The following is a 21,621-nucleotide window of genomic DNA, read 5'->3' on the forward strand; positions in this document are numbered from 1 at the left end:
GTGACGGTCCCGTTACAGGCGGAAGCGCTGGATATCTCGTTCAAACTCGTTCCGGCGATCATCGTCTTCTTGATGATGGCCTCGTTCCTCGTCATCGGCTACGTCTTCAAGGTGGCCGACACCGAGGGGATGTGGGTGGCCGGCCGCGGCATCGGGAACATCGAGAACGGGATGGCCATCGGCGCGAACTGGATGTCCGCCGCCTCGTACCTCGGACTGGCCGGGCTGGTCGCGCTCTCGGGCTTCTACGGCCTGGCGTTCATCGTCGGCTGGACGACCGGCTACTTCATCCTGCTCATCTTCCTGGCCGCGCAGATGCGCCGGTTCGGGAAGTACACCGCGCCGGACTTCGTCGGCGACCGGTTCAATTCGCCGACCGCCCGCGCGCTGGCCGCGTTCACCACGCTACTCATCGCGTACGTCTACTCCGTCGGCCAGGCCCGCGGCATGGGGCTGGTCGGTCAGTACGTCTTCGGCCTCGACATCATCCCGATGATCGTCGTGATGATGACCATCACCGTCGGCTATCTCGCGCTCTCGGGGATGCTGGGGGCGACGAAAAATATGGCCGTCCAGTACACCATCCTCATCGTCGCGTTCCTCGCGGGCGTGTACGTGGTCGGCTTCTCGCAGGGCTACTCGACCATACTTCCACAGATCGAGTACGGCGCGCTGATCGCCGACCTCGGTCGCGAGTTCTCCGCACCGTTCGTGAACCAGCCGTTCTACCTCTGGATCGCGACGGCGTTCTCGCTGATCGTCGGGACCTGCGGCCTCCCGCACGTCCTCGTCCGGTTCTACACGGTCAGAAGCGAGCGCGTCGCCCGCTGGTCGTGCGTGTGGGGGCTGTTCTTCATCCTCCTGCTCTACTGGGCCTCGCCCGCGATGGCGGCCTTCGGCGTCGACCTCTTCCAGGCGACGACCGGTGCGAGCGCCTACGCCGCAGAAGGCGGCATGTCCGGCGCTGAGGGTGACGTGATCGTCGTCCTCGCCGCGCAGTTCGCGAACCTCCCGACGTGGTTCGTCGGCCTCGTCGCGGCCGGTGCGATGGCCGCCGCTATCGCGACGACTGCCGGGCTGTTCATCACGGCCTCCTCAGCGGTCGCACACGACATCTACACCGAACTGATCAACCCCGACGCGACCCAGCGCCAGCAGGTGCTCATCGGTCGCGGGACGATCATCGGCATGGGCGCGCTGGTGACGGTGACCGCGTTCAACCCACCGGCGCTCATCGGCGAACTGGTCGCCTACGCGTTCTCGCTGGCCGGCGTCGTCCTGTTCCCGATGTTCTTCCTCGGCCTCTGGTGGGAGAACACAAACCGTCAGGGCGCACTGGCGGGGATGGTGCTCGGCCTGCTCATCTGGATCACCTCGATTATCAACAGCGTCCTGCCGAACTACATCGGCGCGCTCGGCGCAGCCGCTGGCGAGAGCGGAGCACTCGTCCCGATATACGCCCAGTACGTCCCGCCCATCGGCGCTGCGCTGATCGGGACGCCGGTCGTGTTCATCGTCACCATCGCCGTCTCGCTGGCGACGCCCGAGCCGCCCCTGGAGACGAAGCAGATGGTTCGACAGTGTCACAGCCCCGAGCCGATGGGGCAACAGGAGACCGCCGCAGACGTCGTCGGCGACAGCACCAGCGGCGGCACCCCCGCAGACGACTAAACCCATGTACGACAACATTCTCGTTCCGACTGACGGCAGCGAAACCGCGGAAAACGCGGTCGACCAGGCAGTCGATATCGCCTCTAAGTACGGCGCAACGGTCCACGCGCTGTACGTCGTCGACGTCGACGCCACCAGCTACTCACTGGGGACAGAGCAGGTCGACCGCATCCGCCAGGGGAACCTGGCGGAGATGACCGACATAAAGGAAGACGCCGACGAAGCCACCGGCTACGTCCGCGACCGCGCCGCCGAACACGGCGTCGAAGTGGAAGAGCACATCACCGCCGGCGAGCCCGCGCGCGCGATCCGGAAGTTCGTCGAGGACAACGACATCGACCTCGTCGTGATGGGGTCCCACGGCCGCTCGGGATTGAAGCGCGTCATCCTCGGCAGCGTCACGGAGAAAGTGCTCCGCCGGACGCGACTGCCGGTGCTCGTCGTCGACGTCCACGGCGAGACGGACGTTGAAGACTGACAGTACCATGGCACTGAATCGACTCCAATCGCTGCGGACCACGCGAGGCCGCCGATGAGCGTCGTCGACACCCTCCGCAACCACGTCCGCGACCACAAGCGAGGAATGTTCGTCGACCTCGTGTTCGCTATCGCCTGGGTGACTGCCGTGAGCGTCATCTTCGACCTGCTGTCGGCTCCGCAGTGGGTCTACTACCTGACGCTCGCCGGCGGCGTCGTCGCGTACTACGGTTTCTTCTGGTCGCTTGAGCTGGCGATGGAACAGCAGTAGGTCGGGCTCCGTTTTTCACGGTGGCGACGGATTCACAGCCAATTCACGAGGGGTTTGTGAAACAGACACGTATAGTGGCTGAATCACCTCCGTACCCGGGCCATCCAAGCACCCCTCTATTCTCAAGGCCGTAGAATTTCGGTCTCGCCGGTACTAATAAGACCATGTAGGTGCATTGACTCTTTCGACGGCAGCAGACGCTGTGGAGTTCAGCAATGATATACGAAAGTTCGACGGGAGAGTACTACAGTGGTCTCGACATCTGGATGCGCTTCGAGTCGGGGTTCTGGGAACCACACGATTGGAGTCAAGCGACTGGACAGGAGTGGGTACAGACCGAGGCGGGTGACGTCCTCACCCTGACGCCGGTCCCGGAGTCCGACCTTCCGGATGGAGTATCGGTGACAGAGGCTGAAGACGTCGAATACCTGGGTGAGTGAAAACGGCAAGACCGGGGCAGGCCACGGGTCCGTCTGGGCTGCCTGTGCCACAGCAAGACCGGCAGGGAAACCGCCACTGCGGGTCACATTACCGTACCGCTCGTTCAGAGGGGCGTAGCGCCTCTCTACTGCTCACGAGTCACTGCGTTCCTCGTTCGCTATCCGAGGGCCCTCCCTCCGGTCGGCCCCTCGCTATTTCTCACTCATCGCCTCACTCGCCATATTCCGCCCCTGCGCGTTCAACGCGACCTCGGTCCGAACCCGGACCTCGTCAACCGCCCCAATATCAAGCAGTTTCTGATAGATTTCCTCGACCTCGTCGGGCGTCGTTCCGACGAAATCAGACATCTCGAAGGGAGAGACACCGGAGTACAGCGCCATCAACACCTGGCTCTCCATCTCCGAGAGTTCGTAATCGTCCTCACGGTCCTCGATAACGCGGGTGAACAGCGTCTTCAGCGCCCGCGTGTGGTGGTCCATCCCCGAGATGTGGGTCTCGACGCTGCGGTCCTGGTCGTCAGTGTGTTCGACCTCGATGACCTCCCGCTCCTGGCCCATCACGGTACTGGTCCCGGTTTCGATGGTTCCGACGTCCTCTATTTCGAAGGACATACTCTTGCCGCCGGGGAACTGGAGGCGGATGATGTCATCGTCCAGTTGAAACCGTGCCTTGCTCCACTCGGCGTCCTCCTGAACGACGCCGCCGACGACCGCCTGCTGTCGCGCGAGGATGACCTCGCCCTGTAGCGTGGCGCGGACGTACTCCGTCTCGAAGTCGTCCAGGTTCGGCGTGTCGACGAGCAGAACGTTGTTGCCGACCTCCAGCGCGGTTGCACCGCCGGTCCCGCCGTCGGGGACCAGATCGTCGGGGTTCGACGGGAGGGTGATGTTGGAGTGTGGAATAGGCTGTTTCGAGCCGTTCGTCGCCAGAATGAGTCGCTTGTTGGTGACGATGAGTCGACAGGAACGCCACTTCGGGTCGGTCACCGTGTCGCCATCGCGGACGACGTACTGGAAGTCCCCCGATGTGTCGACTAGTTTGCGTTCGTCACCACTCATGGCCGCTGGTACTACAGATTTGATGCCAAGGGATAAATAACTTCCATCGTCGCCAGCACGGCACTGGTCGATACCACCCGGTCTGTGTCACCCAGAAACCGTTCACTGCCGGCAAATCGGGCGAAACTCGGCTGAAATCGGCCTGACTATCTGCCGGCTCCTTTACCCTGGGACGGCTGTAGAACAGTGTATGCACGATCCACAGCAGTCAGGAACGACGTCTCGACGCGACTATCTGAAAGCCGCCGGCGGCCTCGCGGCAGCGAGCACGGTCGGCCTCGCCGGCTGTTCCGGGAGCGGTACCGAAACAGGCACGCTCGCGACACAGGTGACCGACCAGCCGGGCGACATCGCTGATTTCGAATCGTGTGTCATCACGATGGCCGGTATCTGGGTAAAGCCAGTCTCAGAGGAGGACACAGCGACCGAAGAATCGACGACAGCGGACACGAGCGACGCCCGCGAGTACCACGAGTTCGACGAGGCCCAGGAAGCCGACCTGGTCCAGTTGCAGGACGGCAACACCTCGCTCGTCGACGAGACCGAACTCGAGGTTGACACCTACGAGTTCCTCCAGCTCGACGTGACAGGCGTCGACGGGACGCTCGCAGAGGGCGGTGACGCGACGGTCGATACGCCCGGCGACGCGCCGCTACAGTTCACGCAGGAGTACGAAATCCGCGCGGATACCCGCACCGTGTTCACGGCCGACTTCACCCCGGTCAAGCGTGGCCAGACAGGCGAGTACATCCTTCAGCCGGTCGCCAGCGGCACCGAAGTCGAGTACGAGGAGTAGGCCGCCCTCTGGTCGCTACAGCGCGACGAGCAGCCCGCCGACGACGCCCAGCCCGCCAAACACCGTACAGACCGCCCAGAACGGGACCTGTCGCACCAGGCGGACCAGCGCATCGACGGCGAGGTAGCCGACCACGGCACTCACAGCGAGGGCGACAACGGCCGGCAGCGGGTCGATTGCCGGCACGCCGTCGTCAACGAGGACCAGTACGTTCGCGGCGAGCGCGGCCGGAATCGACAGCAGAAACGAGAGCCGAAGCGACGACTCGCCTTCGTGGCCTCGGAGCAGCAGGGCACTCACCGTCGTCCCGGACCGGGAGACACCGGGAAGGATAGCCAGGCCCTGCAGGACGCCCACCAGCACGGCGTCGACCCCGTCCGGAATCTCGCGCTCACCAAGCGATAGCGCCGCGGCGAACCGCTGGAGCAGACCGGTGACGACGAGCAGGCCGCCGACCAGCGCCAGAAAGAGCCCGCCCTCAAGATTTGAGACAGCCGCGTCGAGCACCAGATACGCGGGAAGACCGGTGACGGCGGTCGCCGCCGTCGCGATGACGATAAACGAGAGGTCCGCCGTCTCGTCGGCGAACGGGCGACGGGAGAGTTCTCGGATCGAACGCAGGATGGTTCGAACTTCGGTGCGGTAGTAGGCCGTCGCCGCGACCGCTGTCCCGGCGTGGAGAAAGAGCGCGAGACGGGTCGCGGCGGCCGGGGAGACGCCAGTGGCCACCGTCGACGCGAGGGCGACGCCGCCCTCGCTGGAGACCGGAATCCACTCCAGTATCCCTTGCAGCAGGCCCAGCAGAATAGCGACGAGAATCGGGTTCATACCCACGGAGCGGACGCCGCGGGACAAAGGCCGTTCGGTTCGGGCCGTCGACGTGGCAGTATATATAGCGCTGGTGTCCAAACGGGGGTATGCAACTGGGAAGCGGGGTGGTAGACCTGCTGTCGGGACTACCGGCCTGGCAGGGGTTTCTCGTGCTCGTCGGCAGCGGAGTCGCGCTCGCGCTGGTCATCCGCGTCCTCGGCGACCGACTGCTCAGACGGGTCACACCCCATATCGAGGGCGACGTCGACGACATCGTCTTCCGTGGAATCCACACCGCCGTGTACGTCACAGTCGGCCTCGGCGGCGCGTACGCTGGCGCACAGATTTATGACATCCGGCCGGCGGTCGCCGTCTCGCTGGAAGCCGGGACGCTCTCGCTGGTCGTCATCGTCTGGATGGTGATTCTGCTGCGTATCGGCCGCCAGGCATCAACCATCGCGACGGATTCGGCGTACATCGACCGCCAGATGGTCCCTATCCTCCAGAACGTCTGGAGCGCGCTCATCTCCGGCGGCGGCGTCCTCCTCCTACTGGTCCTCTGGGACATCGACGTGACGCCACTGCTTGCCTCGGCGGGGATTATGGGCATCATTGTCGGGCTGGCGGCCCGAGACACGCTGGCGAACTTCTTCGGCTCGCTGTCGCTGTATCTCGACGGGACGTACGCGGTCGGCGATTTCGTCGTTCTGGAGACCGGCGAGCGCGGTCGCGTCGAGGACATCTCTGTCCGCTCGACAGTCATCCGTACTCGCGACGACATCCTCGTTACTGTGCCGAACTCGAAGCTCAACAATGCCGCCATCATCAACGAGTCGACGCCGAGACGCAAGCGCCGGATTCGCGTGCCTGTCGGCGTCGCCTACGGGACGGATATCGACCACGTCGAGGAGATTCTCCTGGAACTAGCCGAGGCCGAAGACCTCGTGCAGGAACGGCCGAATCCGCGGGTCCGATTCCGGGAGTTCGGCGACTCCGCGCTGAACTTCGAGCTCCTGTGCTGGGTCAGCAACCCGGCCCTGACAGCCCGTGCGACCCACGAGCTCAACAGCGCGATCTACAAGCGGTTCCAGGCTGAGGACATCGGAATTCCGTTCCCCCAGCGGTCCATCTCCATCTCGGCCGAGGAGGTTCCGGGCGAACTGTTCGACCAAGCACAGTCGGAAGGCAAAGCCACAGACGACGGCGGCATGGCTGGCAAGTGAGCGCAGGCAAGGTCGCAGGGCTGACCGACTCGGGTGACCGAGAGGTCGAAACGCAGTTACGGTGGCGACGCGTCGGCTCAGGCAATGAGCATACTTGAGGACGCCCGTGCGGCGCTTGCCACCGGGCCGCTGTGTGATTCCTGTCTCGGCCGACTCTTCGCCGACCGGAGTTTCGGGCTGGCCAACGCCGAACGGGGCCACGCCCTGCGGGTGACGGTTGCGCTCGCAGACGACGACCCCTTCGAGGCGGGCGAGGACTGCTGGGTCTGTGAAAACGAATGCGACCGCTTCGACTGGTGGGCCGAACAGGCCGCGAGCGCCGTCCGCGGCTACGAGTTCGACACCTACCAGGTCGGGACGAAGGTGCCGCCACTACTCGAAGAGAACGACGAACTGCTCCGGGAAGACATCGGGCTAGACCCCGACGCCGGCGAAGCGCTGAAGACCGAACTCAACCGCGAGGTCGGAAAACGGATCGGCGACCTGACCGGTGCGGAGGTCGAGTTCGGCCGTCCGGCGGTCCAGCTTACGCTCGACCTCGCGACAGATGAGGTGGAGACCCACGTCAACTCGGCGTTCATCTACGGCCGCTACCGCAAGCTCGAACGCGATATTCCCCAGACGAAGTGGCCCTGCAACGACTGCAACGGGACCGGACTGTGGCAGGGCGAGCCCTGCGACGGCTGTGGCGGCAGCGGCTACCGCTACGACGAGAGCGTCGAGCAACTGTCCGCGCCCGTCGTCCGCGAGGCGATGGACGGCGAGGAGGCCGTGTTCCACGGCGCCGGCCGCGAGGACGTCGACGCCCGGATGCTCGATTCGGGCCGCCCGTTCGTCATCGAGGTGATGGAACCCCGCAAGCGCGACGTGGACGCCGACGAACTCGAAGCCGACATCAACGCCTTCGCCGATGGGAAGGTCGAGGTGACGGACCTCCACCCGGCGACCCACGAGATGGTCGAGCGCGTCAAGGAACTGGACGCCTCGAAGACCTACCGGATGGACGTGGAGTTCGGCGATGCGGTCGACGCCGAGGCCCTACAGGACGCACTGGTGGAACTGGACGGTGCGACCATCCAGCAGGAGACGCCCCAGCGGGTCACCCACCGCCGGGCCGACATCACCCGGACGCGGACGGTGTACGACGCCGAGGGCGAACTGACCGACGACCGCCACGCCGAACTCCGCATCCACGGCGAGGGCGGCCTGTACGTGAAGGAACTCGTCTCCAGCGACGAGGGGCGCACGGAGCCGAGCCTGGCCGGCCTGCTTGAGACCAACGCCGTGGTGACGGCGCTCGACGTAATCGACGTGCAGGGCGAGGACGAACCGTTCGCGAAAGACGAGTTCCTCAGAGAGTAACGCGCTGGGCCGCCGTCCAATCGGAAGCTGTTTTTGCAGCGCCGTCCAGAGGATAGTCATGCGATTTGGCGTCGATGAGGCCGGGAAAGGGCCGGTTCTGGGGTCGATGTTCGCCGCCGCTGTCCGGGCCGACCCGGCGGCTCTACCCGATGGTGTCGGCGACTCGAAGGACATCAGGCCGGAGCGCCGCGAGCGACTGGCCGGCGACATCCGCGAGTCGGCCGACGCTGTCGGTATCGCCGAGATTCCGGTCGAACGCATCGACGCGGACGGGACGGACATGAACACGCTGACCGTCGACGGGCAGGCAGAGGCGCTATCGGCAGTAGCCCGAGACGGTCTATCGGGCACAGTCGACGCCGGCGACACCGACGCGGCGCGGTTCGGTCGCCGGGTCGCGGACGCGGTCGATACTGACGTGGCGGTGACCGCGGAACACGGCGCAGACGAGACGGACCCACTGGTCGGTGCCGCCTCGATTGTCGCGAAGGTCGCCCGCGACGCACACGTCGCGGACCTAGCCGAGGAGTACGGCGATGTGGGGTCGGGCTACCCCAGCGACCCGACGACGCGGGCGTTCCTGGCGGACTACGTCGACCGCCACGGCGAGCTACCGGCGTGTGCTCGCCGCTCGTGGTCGACGTGTGACGACGTGCTGGCGGCGGCAGAACAGGCGTCGCTGGGCGACTTTTGAACGGGTACAGTTCGACAGCGAACGTGGGGTGTGTCAGTCAGAAAGCAAGAGCCGCTCAGTCCTCGTCCAGCACGAGGTTTCGCAGGATATCACCGTAGGCCGGGCGCGTCACGAGTACGCCGATGAGGACGCCCACGATGGTGATAATGGCGAACCCGGAAAGGTCCCCGAGTGGTAGGACCATCAGCGGACTCATCGCCATGATGGTCGTCGCCGCGGCCGCGCCGATGACCCAGAACGCCTTGCGGAAGCGGCTCTGGAACACGCGTCCCGTCTCGACCTCTCCCTGCTGGAGAATCTCGTCAGCGATAATAATGAGGTCGTCCACCCCCGTGCCGATAACCGCAATGAACCCGGCCAGATGCGAGAGGTTCAGCGGATACTGGACGAAGGCGACGAACCCGAGGAGGATGAACACCTCCGACAGCGCCGTGACGACCATCGGGACGACGACCTCAACCCGTTTGTATCGCACGTAGACCACGAGACTGACTGCGAGGACAGCCAGCAATCCGGTCAACAGCGAATTCTGCTTGAACCGCTCTGCAAGCGCCGGGTCGAGCGACGAGCCGGAGTCTTCAGAGAGGTCGAGCGGCGCCGGAAGCTGTCCAGCACGAAGGTTCAGCTCGATTTTATTGGCCGTCTCAGCGGGGTTTTCCGAGCTTCCAGTTTGCATCACGTACACAGGGTCGTTGGCGAACTCGCCACTGGCGAAGCTCTCGCCGAGGCCCGGCGTCACACCCCGGGCTGTGACAACCTCACCGTTTAACGTATGGACCAGACAGCCAGGTTCGTCGTTTGCGAGTGCTGGGTCTGCCGACCCACCGGCAGTCGTTTGCTGAATATCCGAATGGTTGTAGTTTCCACACGGAGCCCCGTCGCCGAACCCGGCATCGACCATTCGTTGTGAGAACTCGTCGGCGGCATCCGGGCTGACTGTGATGTACACAGCCCAACCGACGCCTTCCCTGTCCGCAGCCGAGATATCACTCATCTGAGACCGCTTGAGCACTTCTTCGCGGACGAAGGTCCCGTTTTCACCGCCGGGATACACGGCGTATATTTTGACGGTCCCGCGCTCGTTCAGCAGGTCGACGAGCTCTTCTCGGTCCCGGTCTGGGGCAGTAATACTGACGAAGTGTTGGCCACCGGGAACGTTGACGATCTGGACTGACGCACCGCTGAGCGCTGAGGTCCGGAGTTTCTCGTCAACAGCTTCGACCATCTGTTGACGCGTCTCCGGGGTCACGCCGTCACGTACGGTAGTCGGCTGATACCCGTTGTTCTCGAGTGCCGTTCGGAGTTCTTGATGCGTGACGTTCTTTGTAACGACCTCCACAGCCCCCGTGCTTCGCTCGGAGGTGATAGGTCGGACTCGGACGTCTACCGTGTCGAGGTCAAGTTCGTCGGCCACTGTTTGCTCAAGCTGTGTCGAATCCGCCTGTGTCACGTTGACGTTCTCGGCAGTGATGCCGACGATAGGGGCGCGAAGTCGGGTTCCGCCACTGAGCTGAATACCGTAGTTGAGGTTTGTCAACTGTTCGGCCTCGCCCGCTTCTGGGGCAGATTCGTCGGTCGGTCCATCGGCACTCGTTCCCGGCGGGACACCGGGAACGAATAGCGCGATAGCACTGGTCAGGAGAAGCACGACCAGTAGAGCGACTCGCCAATTTTCTCGAAGAGTACTCATCGGTTTACCCCCTCATATTTGTACCAGCGAAGCAGCGTAACGTTGAGTAAATACGTATTCATTAGGTCTGCCGTCAGTCCGAGAACCAGTATCAGACCGATATCGGCCATCAGGCCAATCCCGAATAGTGTCGCTGTGACCGCCATCACGGTCATCGCTGCAATAGACGTTAATGTCATCGTCACACCGGTTCGCATCGCACGGTACGTCGATTCGTAAAACCCGCCTGAACGTCTGAGAACATGGTTATTCAACAGAATATCCGAGTCGACAGAGTACCCGATCAGCATGAGGAACGCTGCGACGATTCCCAGTGAAAGCTTGATTCCAAGGAGGTTCATTATCGCGAGCGGAATCATGATGTCGGAAAACGCCGAAATAACAATGGCGATACTCGGGACGAATGTACGGAAGAAGGCGAAGGCGAGCAGGCTCATCCCGAGGAACGCAACTCCGACACCGATGACTGCGAGACGCTGGTTTTGCCCGCCAAACAGCGGCGATGTCGTTCCGCTCCCCAACAGCGTCAGTTCCTCTGCCGACTGGGCAGCGGACCGAACCGAAGACACGTTGGCCGAATTATCGAACGTGACGACATATTGATTCTCGTAGGTGGATTCCGAAGTCGTCGTGATACCCTGCACCGAAACAACCGGCTCATCGAATGTGGCTTTGATGTCTTCGTTTGTGAGCGTCGCGTTTGTCCCTATCGTTAATTCCGTCCCGCCAGTAAAGTCGATGCCCCGGTCGACTGGTGCCCCGGTGACAGCCCACCAGCCACCGATGACCGCGAGCGAGAGCGCAAGCACCACCAGCGGAACCGCCACCAGCTGGCGGTTCGAATACTGGGTGTAATCGACTTCCGGGACCTCGAACTCGAACATGACGGAACGGTGTGAGACGGGGGCGAATAAGCCTTCTCAATCACTGCCGCTGACATCCGCCGTGCCGTACATCTATGGCAGTTTATCACGTATATCCGACTATGCCCGAGAGCGCAACCAGGGTCGAACTCTCCTATCCGGCGGACCTCAGCGGCTGGGGTCGCGACAAAATAGACGGGTCGCCGTTCCGCGCGTACCTCCGGAAGACACACAACACCGCCACACCGGGCGACGTGTGGACAGAGTTTGTCGGCGTTGGCTGCTGTGGCGACACGCTGGACTTCCCGCTCCAGGTCGAATCCGTCGACGGCGGCTCCGCGGTGACCGAAGACACCGCGTTCGTCTACACCGAGCGCGAGGCCTGCGGAATCGCCGGCGGCTGGCAGGTCCAGAGCGCCGCCGGACCGACCGAATAGGAAACTGGAGCGGACGAGAGAACGCGTCAGTCCGGCAGGTAACGCACGCTGACGACGCCCTCTGCCGTCCGAACCTCGACGCGGTCGACGCCAAGCCTGGCCGCCCGCGAGAGGGTGGCCTCGTCGTCGACGACATCCGCCGCCGCCTCGTCCGTCTCGTCGTCCGGAACCGTCAGGACGTGAACCTCGCCCTCGCCGGCGCGTTCGACCGTCGTTAGCTCGCCGGGGGCCTGTTCGGCCGCGATTTCGGTCGTCTGCGCCGTCGGCGCGAGGTCGACCGTCTCGACGGGAATGCGTCGCCGCTCGGCGACTTCAGTGACGGTGTACGTGACCTCCATCGGCGGCTCCGGCTCGACTGTCCCCTCCACGACCTCGCCGGCCTCGACGCCGGGGTTGTCCGACAGTGTCAGCACTTGCGAGTCCGCGACGTTCCGAAGCGTCGCCGACGCGTCATCAGCATTCGTGACCAGAAATGTCCCTTCAATGGCTGTCATAGAGATACGTTCGGCACGGGCGTTCTTGCCCGTTTCGACCCGGGGACGGTGTGTCGTATCACTTCGGAGGAGTGGGTGCTGTGGGCCGGCAGCGCTACTTCAGCAGCCGGTGGGTCAGATAGATCACCAGCGTCGCGAGCAGCGGCGGGGCCAGGCCCGCAAGCGGGGGCAGCGAGTAGAAGAACCCGACGACGGCGCTCTGTGTCGGCTCGCGAAGTTCCGCCGGCGCTGAGGTCAACAGCGCGAGGTATATCGACCCGATGAACAGGAACGCCGAGAGCGCGAGGGCGCGGTCGTAGGCGACCGAGGATGCGGTCCGTCGATGGCGGCGCGCGACGGAGAGCACTGGAGCCAGCAGCGGCGCGACGAGCAACAGCCCGACGAACAGGAAGAAGCTCCGGGAGAAGGTGAACGTCCCGCCGCGGACGCTGCCGGTTTCGGCGAGTTGCGTTATCAGCCCGAACGAGAACACGAGCGTAATCGCCACGGACAGCAACAACGCGACCGGAACGTAGGCTTTGAACAGCAGCGAGTCGCTGGCCCGGAACGCGTATGGGAACGCACCCGGCAGGCCGTTGTACGGTTCGGGCCGGTCGTCGTCGGCGTCGGCTGTGACGGACTGCTCTGCCGTCGCGTCTGTCATGCCGATGGGTTAGGCGAGCGCGTGGTTAAGCGCGGTGTTGTCCGACCGGCGGTGAGAGCGGACCCGCGTCCGCTACCCACCGCCTCCTTCGGGAGTTGTTTGTACCCGCCCGTCGACACCCCGAGTATGCACGTCGATATCGGAGCCGCGCTTGCCAGTGCCGCCGACCCGGGCGTCGAGCGGGCGACACTTGACGACCTGGACGAGCGGGTGGCCGCGGCCCACGAGCGAATCGAGCAGGGACGGGAGGAGGGCGAGTTCGGCTACGCGTCGCTGAACCTCCCCGAAGCAACCGACGCCGAGACCATCCGCGACGCCGTCGCGCCAGTCGCCGACGCCGAGTCAGTCATCACCGTCGGTATCGGTGGCTCCGCGCTGGGGGCGAAAACCATCACGGAGGCACTGGCAGAGGACCCGGGCAGTCACGTCGTGCTGGACAACGTCGACCCGGAGCACGTCCGGCGGACGCTCGACGGCCTCTCCCTCGCCGACACAGCCATCAACGTCGTCTCGCGTTCTGGGACGACGGCGGAGACGCTGGCGAACTTCCTCGTCGTCCGCGAGGCCTACGAGGACCGGGGCGTCGACTGGACCGAGCGCATCGTCGTGACCACGGGCGAGTCCGGCCCGCTCCGGGCGCTCGCTGACCAGCACGACCTGCCGACGCTGCCGGTCCCCGAGGGCGTCCCCGGCCGCTTCAGCGCGCTCTCGGCGGTCGGGCTCGTCCCGCCAGCCATCCTCGGCATCGACATCGAGGGGCTGCTTGCCGGCGGTCAGCAGGCGGCTGACGACCTCGCGCCGTCGCTGTATGACTCGCCGGCCTACGCCTACGGCGCGATGGCCTACGCACTCGAAGAGGAGGGCGCGAAAGTCAACGCATTCATGCCCTACGCCGAGCGGCTGGAGTCCTTCGGCGAGTGGTTCGCACAGCTCTGGGCCGAGAGCCTGGGCAAGGACGGGCGGGGCCAGACGCCGGCGCGGGCGCTGGGCGCGACCGACCAGCACTCCCAGCTCCAGCTGTACCGCGCCGGCCACCGCGACAAGGTCGTCACGTTCGTCCGACCGCGCGAGCGCGCCGACGTGGCGATTCCCGACCCGGACCACGATGACCTCTCGTATCTCGCCGGAACCGACCTCGGCGGCCTCATCGACGCCGAGTACGAAGCGACGGTGGCGAGCCTGCCGGCGGCTGACCGGCCGGCGCTGGAAGTAGAGATCGACCGACTCGACGCAGAGAGCGTCGGCGAACTGCTGTACGCGATGGAGGCGGCCTGCGTCCTCGTCGGCGAACTCGCGGACGTGGAGACATTCACCCAGCCGGCCGTCGAGTGGGGCAAAAACGCCACGCGGGCGCTCATCCGCGGCGAAACGACGGACGAGACGGCGGTTATCGACGAGCGCGAGCGGCTGCGGATCGGCGAAACGGAGTCCCTTTAGGCCGGCGCAACGGACTGCCGATAATGGACGACACTGCCGCGAACTGGGGTGTTCTCGCCGCTGGCCTCGGTCTCGTCGTACTCGTCGCCACGGAAACCGGCGTCGTTAGCTGGATGACACCGGCGACGACGGTCGGCCCGGTCACCGCCCGACAGATAGCCGTCGCCGGCTTCGTCGTCGCGGCGCTCGCCTTCTCACTCGTCCGTCACGGCGCACTCGACCGCCGACAGGCGGGCCTGGGCGCGACGGGCGCAAGCGTCGTCGCAACGCTCGCGACGCTCGTCGCCTTCTTCGGACCGGAGTTCCGTACCGGCGTCGAAGCGACCGTCGGAATCGCCGTGTATCTCACGGTGCTGGCCGGCTGCGTGACGATTGCGCTGGGTTGGGCGCTGGCGTCCGACGTGCCGAACGACCGGCTGTACACGGTCGCCAGAGCGCTCTCGGTCGCGACAGGAATCGGGCTGGCCGGCTTCCTCGTGGGCACGCTGTTCGCCCAGTTCGTCGTGCTCGGAGCCGCGGCCGCAGGGCTTGTCAGCGCCGCGGCGCTCGACGGCGGAACCGTCACCGGCCCAGTGTACATCACGCTCACTATCGGTATCGGCGTCGGTTTCGTTGGTTTCGGGGCGGCCGTCGCCAACCGGCTAGACCGGACCTGGGCTGATCTCGATTTGCGGCGACCCAGTCTCCGCGACGTTGGCTACGGCGTCGGCGGCGTCGTCGTCCTCATGGTCGCGCTGTTTGGCTTCAGTTACCTCATTCAGGCGCTCGGACTCGAAGCGGCTCGGAGCAGCGTCGAAGAGCTAGCCAACAGAGACCCGTCGTTCCTGCTTGTGATGGTGCCGCTGGCGTTTCTCACTATCGCGCCGAGCGAGGAGTTCATCTACCGAAACATCATCCAGAAGTACCTCTACGACGATTTCAGTGATCTGCAGGCGATTATACTCACGAGCGCCGTCTTCGGCGTCGTCCACTTCGGACAGTACGCCGCTGGCACGCCGACACAGACCGCCCTCTCGCTGTTACTGGTGTTCGTCCTGTCGACGCTGCTGGGCCTCAGCTATCTCAAGACCGAGAACCTGCTCGTCCCGATCTTCATCCACGGGGCGTTCAACGCCATCCAGTTTCTCACATTGTACATCGAGATTACAGGAAATCCGGCAGTTTGAGCCGTCTGACTGCTGTCTGACGGGTATTTATGCGAACTACCGTTGTAGGCGATGGCATGGCTCGGCGGTTCACCATCGTCTGTGATGACGACCAAGCGCGGATCATCGAAACGCTTGCGCGGCGCTACGGCATCACAGAGGAGGAAGTGCTTTCACAGTTGGTCGAGCTCGGACTCGAAGCCCGGGACGAACAGACCGTCTAAGCCGGGTTCTTCCGCGATAGTGAGCTGCCACAGATGGGACAGCGGTCGCGGTTCTCGTCGAACTCACGGCCGCAGCCGGCACACTGGAACAGCCAGTCCCGCTGTTCGGTGATACCGTCGCGGGCGATTACCTCGACGCTCACGTCGAGTTTCTCCGCGACGTTCTGCATCGCGTAGTCGTCTGTGACGAGTCGACTGTCGAGTTCGAACGCGGCCGCGATCAGCCGGATGTCGGTTTCCGAGAGTTCCGCGAGGTCACCGGTTTCGCTGGCAGCGCGCTCGATGCGCTCGACGGTGTTGTCCTCGGGAATGTGGAGGTGCATGCCCGAGCCTTCGAGGGCGTCGAAGCGATAGGCGGCCTCGTCTTCCAGTTCCTCTCTGACGAGCGGAATCGTTGCGATCTGCTCGTCGGTGTGATACTCGTTGATAAATGCCGAGGAGTCAAGAACGTACATCTAGCGTTTGACGATCATGTGGTCTTTCACCGCCTTGACCCGCTCAACCGGGACAAGCAGGCGGCCCTGGTCACTGTACTCGAAGTTCGTGTTGCGGAGCGACTCCGCAGGGTCGATAACGAGGTTGTGCAGCGCGCCCGACGAAAAGTCCATCGTGATGTTGTAGAGACTGCCGATCTCCGCGCCGTCAGTCCCCATCACGTCTTTCCCCGACAGGTTTTCTGCGAGTATTGCAGCCATACCCCCTTGTTCCGAACGAGGTTACATAAACGCCACGGGGATGTCCGACAGGTGAGCGGCGATGGGGACGGATGGATACCAGTATCGGCGGCCATGGTGCCGTCCTCGACCGTCCCACGCCCCGGAACATCTACAGCGAGCCACAACCCTATGCGAGAGGCGGCCGATGGGGACGTATGGACAGTAACAGGCGGCAGTTTCTCGGGGGCCTCGCGGCCGCCGTCATCGGTACCGTGGCAGGCTGTAGTGGCGACGGAACACCGTCACCGACAGCCACCGCCACAGAAGTGCCGACTCGAACTGCGACGGCAACTGAAACGGCGACACCGACTCCGACTGAGTCGCCGACACCGACTGCTACGGCCGCCCCGACCGAGACAGCGACGCCCACGCCGACCGGAACGCCGGTGGACGCCGACCAGGAAGTCGCCGTCGCGCCGGGAAGCTTCAGTTTCGATCCGGAAACCTTCGAGGTCCCGGCCGGTAGCACCGTTCTGTGGGTCTGGAAGGCCGGCGGCCACAACGTCAAACCGACCGCGACGCCGGAAGACAGCGACTGGTCGGGGACGCCCGGCGACGATGGGACGACGTACAGTTCGGGCTACGAGTACGCCTATCGGTTCGAGGTCCCCGGCGAGTACGAGTACCACTGCGTCCCCCACCAGAGCGTCGGCATGACGGGGTCGTTCACTGTAACCGAGTGACGCCCGCTTAGCCCTACGTTCGGTCGCGCGCGTCTGATGACGACGAACTTAACTGCCACCGACGACTCGGTTCTGACAACTTCTGGAGCCATCTATGTCTGACACGGACCCCACCACAGCCACCGACGACACCCTGCGGACGCCCATCGTCGCCGTTTTGGGCCACGTCGACCACGGGAAGACGAGCCTGCTCGACAAGATCCGCGGTTCGGCCGTCACCGCCGGCGAATCGGGCGCGATTACGCAGCACATCGGCGCGACAGCCGTCCCACTGGACGTGATTTCCGAAATCGCCGGTGACCTGGTCGACCCGACTGACTTCGACCTGCCCGGCCTGCTGTTCATCGACACACCGGGCCACCACTCCTTCTCGACGCTTCGCTCCCGGGGCGGCGCGCTCGCCGACATTGCCATCCTCGTCGTCGACGTCAACGACGGCTTCCAGCCACAGACGCTGGAGGCCATCGACATCCTCAAGCGAACCCAGACGCCGTTTATCGTCGCCGCGAACAAGATTGACACCGTCCCCGGCTGGAACCCCAACGAGGGACAGCCGGTCCAGCAGACGATGGACGCCCAGTCCGACCGCGTCCAGTCCGACCTCAACGAGAAGCTGTACGAGATCATCGGCGAACTCTCGGACAACGGCTTCTCCGCGGATATGTACTGGCGGGTCCAGAACTTCCAGGCTAACATCGGCGTCGTGCCGGTCTCGGCCGAAACCAGCGAGGGCATCCCCGACCTGCTGACGGTGATGATGGGGCTGTCCCAGCGGTACATGAAAGAGGAGATGGAGATCGACACCAGCGGTCCCGGTGTCGGGACCGTCCTCGAAGTGAAAGACACCCAGGGCTTCGGGACGACGCTCGACGCCATCATCTACGACGGGACCATCCGCAACGACGACACCATCGTGGTCGGCGGCCTTCAAGGGCCAATTGTCACTGACGTCCGCGCGCTGCTCCGGCCACGCCCGCTCGAAGAGATCCGGACCGAACAGGAGTTCGAACAGGTCGAGCAGGTCGCCGCCGCCGACGGCGTCAAGATCGCCGCGCCGGACCTCGGCGACGCGATGGCCGGTGCGCCGATCCGCGTCATCCGCGACCGCGACCGCAGCGAGGTCATCGCCGAGGTGGAGGAGGAACTCGCCGAGATCGAGGTGACGACCCAAGAAGAAGGGGTCGTCATCAAGGCCGACACGCTGGGCTCGCTGGAGGCGCTTTCAAGCACCCTCGAAGAGGAAGAGATCCCCGTCATGCGCGCCGAGGTCGGCGCGGTCGCACCGCGGGACGTGCGAGTCGCCGAAACGGCCGGCGAGCCGACCAATCAGGCGATTCTGGCCTTCAGCGTCGAAGTGCTCGACGACGCTCGGGACCTCGCCGAACAGGAGGACGTGGAGCTGTTCGAGGACGACGTCATCTACCAGCTCGTCGAGTCCTACGACGACCACGTCACCGCCATCGAGGAGGCCCAGCAGGAGCAGATTCTGGAGAACATCACCCGCCCGGCGAAGTTCCGGATTCTGCAGGACCACACGTTCCGCCAGTCAGACCCCGCCGTCGTCGGCGTCGAAATCCTCTCCGGTGAACTCCGCCGGAACGTCAACGTCGTCAGATGGGAGAACGGCGAGGCAAACCGCGTCGGGACCCTCAAAACGATTCAGGACGAGGGCGAAGACGTCGACTCGGCCCGCGCCGGCGAGCGCATGGCCGTCTCCATTCAGGGGCCGACCGTCGGCCGCCAGGTCGAGGAAGGCGACGACCTCTGGGTCGAAATCCCCGAAAAGCACGCAAAGATTCTCGAACAGGAACTCAAGGAAGACATCTCCGTCGACGAGCGCGAGGCGCTGTCGATGTATCTGGAGAAACACCGGAATCGCGACCCCTTCTGGGGCAAATAGGCGGTACTCGGTGCGCTGTTTGCGCGAGTAATAATATTTAATTAGGAGGCGTGTCTCCATACAGACACGAATGCCTGGGTCCCTGTCGATGCCTGACCTCGTGCTTGCCAGCATCGCCCTCTCGATGCTACTGGCGTCGCTCGGTGCCGTCGTCACCTCGCTTAGTTTCGTCACGGCGCTGAGTGCCGGCAGCCTCCCAGCGACCGGCTCCATCGGCTACGCGCTGTTTTATGACCCGCCGGTCACCAGCGGCGGTCGGGCTTGATATCAGCGACTACGCGTCACCACGACTGTGCTGCAGAAAACTGAGAGCAGCGACTGTTACTGCGCCGTCGGCGAGGTGTCGTCGCCCATCACTTGCTTGACCTGCAGGGCCGCAGAGGCGGCGATGCCCTGAGCGAGGTCGTCGCGTTCGGCGTCGGAGATGCTCGCACTCTCCGGGTCCTCGGGCGTGTAGTCGGCGCTGACGACCGATCCGACGGGCGGCTGGACCGCGATTGTGGCCCGCGGTCCAGTCGTGCTGTTGCTGATCTCCGAGCCGACGACGAACTCGCCGGGCAGGAGTTCGCGGGTCCGTGCGGCGACGCTCGAGAGGTCCCGGCGGAGCTCCTCGCGCTGTTCCGCGGTCAGCGTCACTTCTTCCGTCTCCCCACCAAACGACGTATTACCGTACATGAACGTTCTCTGTCTCTATGGGGGGAAGACTAAAAACCCAGGGTCGAACACAGTTCTGACCGGAACCGTCGGTGCAACGCCGCTTACACGACGGGGTGGCTCTCGCCGTAGGTGGCGAGCACGACGGCGCTGGCGTATTGGGCATCGTCAGTCGCCGACTCGACGTACACGTTCTCCTCGACGAACTCCCAGTCCCGGAGGTCCCGGCCGGCGGCCAGTCCTTCGCGGATTTCCATCCGGACCGCGTCCTCGCTGCCCCCGTCGACCTCGTAGAAGATGCCCGGCCCGTCCTCGCTGCGGGCCCAGCCGATACCAGCGGCCACGCTCTCACCAGGCTCGGCTGTCGCCGAGGACTGGACGACCTCTAGCGCTTCGCCGGGCGGCCCCAGATCCGGTGCCGTCCCTGTCACCTCGATAGCCGGCTCGGTAGGAATGACCGACGAGAGCGAGATGAGGTTGTAGTTGTGGACGCCCGCCTCGGCGAGTGCCGCGTCGTACGCGGCCAGTGCGGTCGGGCCGGTCGCAGTCCCCCACACGACCCGGATGGTACTCATAGGCGATTCTCGACGGTCCGCGGGGTAAGGGGTTTCGCTTCGTTTTGCCGGAACGAGTCTGTAGCACATTCCCGGTCGGTTCGGGTCGCCCTCGGCCGCACGCTCCGCGTAGTAGATGGCGTCGGCGGTCACCAGCGGAGCACTCGTCACATGGCCGCGGTTGTCGGTGGTCCAGGCCACTGCACCGGTGTCCCGCTCCAGCGCGTACAGTCGCCCGTCGTAGGACCCGACGAGGACGTGGTCTCGGGTGGCGACAACGCTCCCGATAATCCACCCGCCAGTGTCGTAGCGCCACTGCTCCTCGCCGCTTTCGAGGTCGAGCGCGTACACCCGGTCGTCGTGGCTGCCGACGTAGACGGTGCCGTCGTGGACCGCCGGCGCACACATCACGTCGGCGTCGGCCTCGAAGGTCCACTGCTCCGAGCCGTCGGTCACGTCGACGGCGGTGACCGTCTCGGCCCACGACGGCACGATGGCTGTCCCGTCAGCGACGGCGAGAGGGGCTTTCACGTCGCCGCCGGTGTCGTACCGCCACACCTGTTCCAGGCCCGGGAACGACCACGCGTAGCAGTAGCCGTCGTTCGAGCCAAACAGCAGACGACCGTGTTCGCGGTCCAGCGCCACCGTCGAGTGCGGATGGTCGGTCGGCCGACTGTCCCGCCACTGCACGTCGCCGGTCGCGGCGTTCACCGCGACGACGCTCCCGCTCGGTGCGGCGTGTTCGACGGCGACGTACAGCGACCCGTTGTAGTAGGTCGGACTTGCGCCGATGGCATCACCGAGTTCCGTCCGCCAGCGCCGCTTTCCGGTTTCGAGGTCCAGCGCCGACAGCGCGCCGTCGTAGGCCCCGATGTAGACGGTGTCGTTGGCGATGGCCGGCGTGCCGTGGCTCCCGCGCGTCGCCTGCGTGATGGTCGTCGCCCACTGGACCTCGCCATCAGGTGCGATGGCCCGCACGCGGCCGGTATCGTCGGCCAGAATCAGGTCGCCAGTCGGTGCCAGCGCGGGACTCCCCTTTGCCGCGGTGTGGTCCCCGCGGTTGGCCGGGAGTTCCCAGGCCCGCTCGACAGCGTCCGGAACCGATACGTCCTGATACCCCTGGTTCAGGAGCCCCTGCCGGAACTGTGTGGCGGCGTGTTCGTCAAGCGCCGTCGATGCGAGCGGATCGAACTGTGATTGACACCCCGCAACTGACCCGACCATCGTCGCCGCGAGCGTCCCCAGAAACGCCCGCCGCGTCCGTCCGCGCTCTGTCACGGGCGCTGATACCGGGCGGGGTGGCTTAAATCGCGTGGGGACGGGAGGCAGTCACGATAAGAACGGAAACGACCGAACACAGTTATCGCAGAATAGACAA

25 protein-coding genes and 1 pseudogene are annotated in these 21,621 nt (G+C 64.7%); 15 read left to right on the forward strand and 11 right to left on the reverse strand.

Features of this window, described 5'->3' with window-relative positions:
• The 4 genes from Har1131_RS00005 to Har1131_RS00020 all read left to right on the forward strand — a co-directional run bounded on the left by Har1131_RS00005 (nt 1) and on the right by Har1131_RS00020 (nt 2,859).
• Nucleotides 1-1,671, forward strand: a complete 1,671-nt coding sequence (locus Har1131_RS00005; protein ID WP_151144529.1) for a cation acetate symporter — start codon at nt 1-3, stop codon at nt 1,669-1,671.
• A gap of 4 nt (nt 1,672-1,675) precedes the next feature.
• Nucleotides 1,676-2,149, forward strand: coding sequence for a universal stress protein (locus tag Har1131_RS00010; protein WP_151144532.1), 474 nt, complete (start codon nt 1,676-1,678; stop codon nt 2,147-2,149).
• A 54-nt stretch (nt 2,150-2,203) separates the two neighbouring features.
• Nucleotides 2,204-2,419, forward strand: a complete 216-nt coding sequence (locus Har1131_RS00015; RefSeq protein ID WP_008311011.1) for a hypothetical protein — start codon at nt 2,204-2,206, stop codon at nt 2,417-2,419.
• Between the two features lie 215 nt (nt 2,420-2,634).
• On the forward strand, nt 2,635-2,859 hold the full coding sequence (locus tag Har1131_RS00020) for a hypothetical protein (protein WP_008311012.1): 225 nt from the start codon (nt 2,635-2,637) through the stop codon (nt 2,857-2,859).
• Nucleotides 2,860-3,051: 192 nt separating this feature from the next.
• Here Har1131_RS00020 and Har1131_RS00025 read toward each other — a convergent pair whose 3' ends face one another.
• Complete coding sequence (locus tag Har1131_RS00025) at nt 3,052-3,918, reverse strand: CheF family chemotaxis protein (protein WP_008311015.1); 867 nt, start codon at nt 3,916-3,918, stop codon at nt 3,052-3,054.
• 190 nt (nt 3,919-4,108) lie between these two features.
• Between Har1131_RS00025 and Har1131_RS00030 the strand changes: the two genes are divergently transcribed.
• Entirely contained in the window at nt 4,109-4,714 is a 606-nt protein-coding gene (locus Har1131_RS00030) for a DUF4382 domain-containing protein (RefSeq protein WP_014039454.1), read from the forward strand.
• Between the two features lie 15 nt (nt 4,715-4,729).
• Here the strand turns inward: Har1131_RS00030 and Har1131_RS00035 are convergent, their stop codons facing one another.
• Nucleotides 4,730-5,542: an undecaprenyl-diphosphate phosphatase gene (locus Har1131_RS00035; RefSeq protein ID WP_151144535.1), complete on the reverse strand. Its 813-nt coding sequence runs from the start codon at nt 5,540-5,542 to the stop codon at nt 4,730-4,732.
• Nucleotides 5,543-5,631: 89 nt separating this feature from the next.
• Here Har1131_RS00035 and Har1131_RS00040 point away from each other — a divergent pair, with 89 nt between their 5' ends.
• The 3 genes from Har1131_RS00040 (at nt 5,632) to rnhB (ending at nt 8,803) form a co-directional block, all read left to right on the forward strand.
• On the forward strand, nt 5,632-6,747 hold the full coding sequence (locus Har1131_RS00040; protein WP_050037517.1) for a mechanosensitive ion channel family protein: 1,116 nt from the start codon (nt 5,632-5,634) through the stop codon (nt 6,745-6,747).
• Between the two features lie 84 nt (nt 6,748-6,831).
• Nucleotides 6,832-8,109 (forward strand): tRNA pseudouridine(54/55) synthase Pus10, encoded by a 1,278-nt coding sequence (locus tag Har1131_RS00045; RefSeq protein ID WP_151144538.1) that lies wholly within the window; start codon nt 6,832-6,834, stop codon nt 8,107-8,109.
• Nucleotides 8,110-8,167: 58 nt separating this feature from the next.
• Nucleotides 8,168-8,803: a ribonuclease HII gene (gene rnhB / locus Har1131_RS00050; protein ID WP_151144541.1), complete on the forward strand. Its 636-nt coding sequence runs from the start codon at nt 8,168-8,170 to the stop codon at nt 8,801-8,803.
• Nucleotides 8,804-8,858: 55 nt separating this feature from the next.
• On the opposite strand, the gene Har1131_RS00055 is transcribed toward rnhB, so the two are convergent.
• Together Har1131_RS00055 and secF are read right to left on the reverse strand one after the other, a co-directional pair.
• Complete coding sequence (locus tag Har1131_RS00055) at nt 8,859-10,493, reverse strand: preprotein translocase subunit SecD (RefSeq protein WP_014039449.1); 1,635 nt, start codon at nt 10,491-10,493, stop codon at nt 8,859-8,861.
• Nucleotides 10,490-11,377 (reverse strand): protein translocase subunit SecF, encoded by an 888-nt coding sequence (gene secF, locus Har1131_RS00060; RefSeq protein ID WP_014039448.1) that lies wholly within the window; start codon nt 11,375-11,377, stop codon nt 10,490-10,492. Before secF ends, Har1131_RS00055 begins: the two co-directional genes overlap by 4 nt.
• Nucleotides 11,378-11,478: 101 nt before the next feature.
• On the opposite strand from secF, the gene Har1131_RS00065 reads away from it, so the two are divergent.
• A complete protein-coding gene (locus tag Har1131_RS00065) occupies nt 11,479-11,793 on the forward strand; it encodes a hypothetical protein (protein ID WP_129755984.1) in 315 nt (104 codons plus the stop codon).
• Nucleotides 11,794-11,819: 26 nt separating this feature from the next.
• Here the strand turns inward: Har1131_RS00065 and Har1131_RS00070 are convergent, their stop codons facing one another.
• Nucleotides 11,820-12,287 (reverse strand): DUF5812 family protein, encoded by a 468-nt coding sequence (locus tag Har1131_RS00070; RefSeq protein ID WP_064287503.1) that lies wholly within the window; start codon nt 12,285-12,287, stop codon nt 11,820-11,822.
• 94 nt (nt 12,288-12,381) lie between these two features.
• On the reverse strand, nt 12,382-12,930 hold the full coding sequence (locus Har1131_RS00075) for a hypothetical protein (RefSeq protein WP_151144544.1): 549 nt from the start codon (nt 12,928-12,930) through the stop codon (nt 12,382-12,384).
• Between the two features lie 126 nt (nt 12,931-13,056).
• Here Har1131_RS00075 and Har1131_RS00080 point away from each other — a divergent pair, with 126 nt between their 5' ends.
• The 3 genes from Har1131_RS00080 to Har1131_RS00090 are packed head-to-tail and all read left to right on the forward strand — an operon-like array spanning nt 13,057 to nt 15,736.
• Complete coding sequence (locus Har1131_RS00080; protein WP_050037513.1) at nt 13,057-14,367, forward strand: hypothetical protein; 1,311 nt, start codon at nt 13,057-13,059, stop codon at nt 14,365-14,367.
• 23 nt (nt 14,368-14,390) lie between these two features.
• Nucleotides 14,391-15,533 carry a CPBP family intramembrane glutamic endopeptidase gene (locus tag Har1131_RS00085; protein WP_050037512.1) on the forward strand — a complete coding sequence of 381 codons (1,143 nt, stop codon included), beginning with the start codon at nt 14,391-14,393 and terminating at the stop codon, nt 15,531-15,533.
• A gap of 56 nt (nt 15,534-15,589) precedes the next feature.
• The gene (locus Har1131_RS00090; RefSeq protein WP_050007795.1) at nt 15,590-15,736 is read left to right on the forward strand and encodes a CopG family transcriptional regulator; all 147 of its coding nucleotides are present in this window, start codon (nt 15,590-15,592) and stop codon (nt 15,734-15,736) included.
• Here Har1131_RS00090 and Har1131_RS00095 read toward each other — a convergent pair.
• Nucleotides 15,733-16,191, reverse strand: a complete 459-nt coding sequence (locus tag Har1131_RS00095) for an NOB1 family endonuclease (protein ID WP_014039441.1) — start codon at nt 16,189-16,191, stop codon at nt 15,733-15,735. The genes Har1131_RS00090 and Har1131_RS00095 overlap by 4 nt on opposite strands.
• Nucleotides 16,192-16,431 carry a PRC-barrel domain-containing protein gene (locus Har1131_RS00100; protein ID WP_004518435.1) on the reverse strand — a complete coding sequence of 80 codons (240 nt, stop codon included), beginning with the start codon at nt 16,429-16,431 and terminating at the stop codon, nt 16,192-16,194. It lies immediately after the preceding gene.
• A 176-nt stretch (nt 16,432-16,607) separates the two neighbouring features.
• Here Har1131_RS00100 and Har1131_RS00105 point away from each other — a divergent pair, with 176 nt between their 5' ends.
• From Har1131_RS00105 to Har1131_RS00115, 3 genes are all read left to right on the forward strand, one after another.
• Nucleotides 16,608-17,135 (forward strand): plastocyanin/azurin family copper-binding protein, encoded by a 528-nt coding sequence (locus tag Har1131_RS00105; protein ID WP_050037511.1) that lies wholly within the window; start codon nt 16,608-16,610, stop codon nt 17,133-17,135.
• 94 nt (nt 17,136-17,229) lie between these two features.
• Nucleotides 17,230-19,035, forward strand: coding sequence for a translation initiation factor IF-2 (gene infB, locus Har1131_RS00110; protein ID WP_058990875.1), 1,806 nt, complete (start codon nt 17,230-17,232; stop codon nt 19,033-19,035).
• 70 nt (nt 19,036-19,105) lie between these two features.
• A complete protein-coding gene (locus Har1131_RS00115) occupies nt 19,106-19,300 on the forward strand; it encodes a hypothetical protein (RefSeq protein ID WP_050037510.1) in 195 nt (64 codons plus the stop codon).
• A gap of 56 nt (nt 19,301-19,356) precedes the next feature.
• Here Har1131_RS00115 and Har1131_RS00120 read toward each other — a convergent pair whose 3' ends face one another.
• From Har1131_RS00120 to Har1131_RS00130, 3 genes and pseudogenes are all read right to left on the reverse strand, one after another.
• Nucleotides 19,357-19,710: a DUF5811 family protein gene (locus Har1131_RS00120; protein ID WP_004518427.1), complete on the reverse strand. Its 354-nt coding sequence runs from the start codon at nt 19,708-19,710 to the stop codon at nt 19,357-19,359.
• Between the two features lie 83 nt (nt 19,711-19,793).
• The gene (locus Har1131_RS00125) at nt 19,794-20,264 is read right to left on the reverse strand and encodes a pyruvoyl-dependent arginine decarboxylase (protein WP_050037509.1); all 471 of its coding nucleotides are present in this window, start codon (nt 20,262-20,264) and stop codon (nt 19,794-19,796) included.
• Between the two features lie 45 nt (nt 20,265-20,309).
• Nucleotides 20,310-21,521: pseudogene (locus Har1131_RS00130) on the reverse strand (PQQ-binding-like beta-propeller repeat protein); the annotation flags it as partial.
• Nucleotides 21,522-21,621 lie beyond the last annotated feature (100 nt).

Source organism: Haloarcula sp. CBA1131, from assembly GCF_008728975.1.
In the GTDB taxonomy this organism is placed as follows: Archaea; Halobacteriota; Halobacteria; order Halobacteriales; family Haloarculaceae; genus Haloarcula; species Haloarcula hispanica.